Below are 682 nucleotides of genomic sequence, written 5' to 3' on the forward strand. Positions count from 1 at the left end.
GCTGTCCTGGAAGGAGCGGACGAGGACCTCGTAGAAGACGGCGCGTTTGAACCAGTCCGGGTCCCGGTCCTTCTGCGGCGTGTCCTCGAAGGTGTCCGGGATGGGTTTGTTCATGGTCATGGCGTGCCTGACCCTCCGATCTGCGACGAGGGGGACGAGCTGTCGGCGGGGAACTGGACGTGGAGGACGTGCGCGGGTGACCGCCCGGGCTCCAGGCGCACGTAGTTCGTCCTGCCCCAGCGGTAGCTCTCGCCCGTCAACTCGTCACGCACCGGCACGCTTTCGCCCGCCCCGAGGCCGAGTTCCGCCATGTCGAGAGTGATCGTGGCCTCCTGGGCGCGGTGGGGATCGAGGTTGACGACCACCACGACCGCGTCCGACCCGGTGCGCTTGCTGTACGCGATCATCGCGTCGTTGTCCGTGTGGTGGAAGCGCAGGTTCCGCAGTCCGTGCAGTGCGGGGTGGCGCCGTCTGATGTCGTTGAGCGCGGTGATGAGCGGCGCGATGGTGCGTCCGTCGCGTTCGGCCGCGTCCCAGTCGCGGGGGCGGAGTTGGTATTTCTCGGAGTCGAGGTATTCCTCGTTGCCGGGTTTGAGGGGGGCGTTCTCGCAGAGTTCGTAGCCGGAGTAGACGCCCCAGGTGGGGGAGAGGGTGGCGGCGAGGACGGCGCGGAGTTCGAAGG

General features: G+C 67.7%; 1 pseudogene. It reads right to left on the reverse strand.

Annotated elements, in window-relative coordinates:
* Positions 1-116: 116 nt before the first annotated feature.
* A pseudogene (locus HW837_RS48020) lies at positions 117-682 on the reverse strand (alpha-1,4-glucan--maltose-1-phosphate maltosyltransferase); the annotation flags it as partial.

The sequence above is a fragment of the Streptomyces caniscabiei genome (assembly GCF_014930365.1).
GTDB classification, from domain to species: domain Bacteria; phylum Actinomycetota; class Actinomycetes; order Streptomycetales; family Streptomycetaceae; genus Streptomyces; species Streptomyces caniscabiei.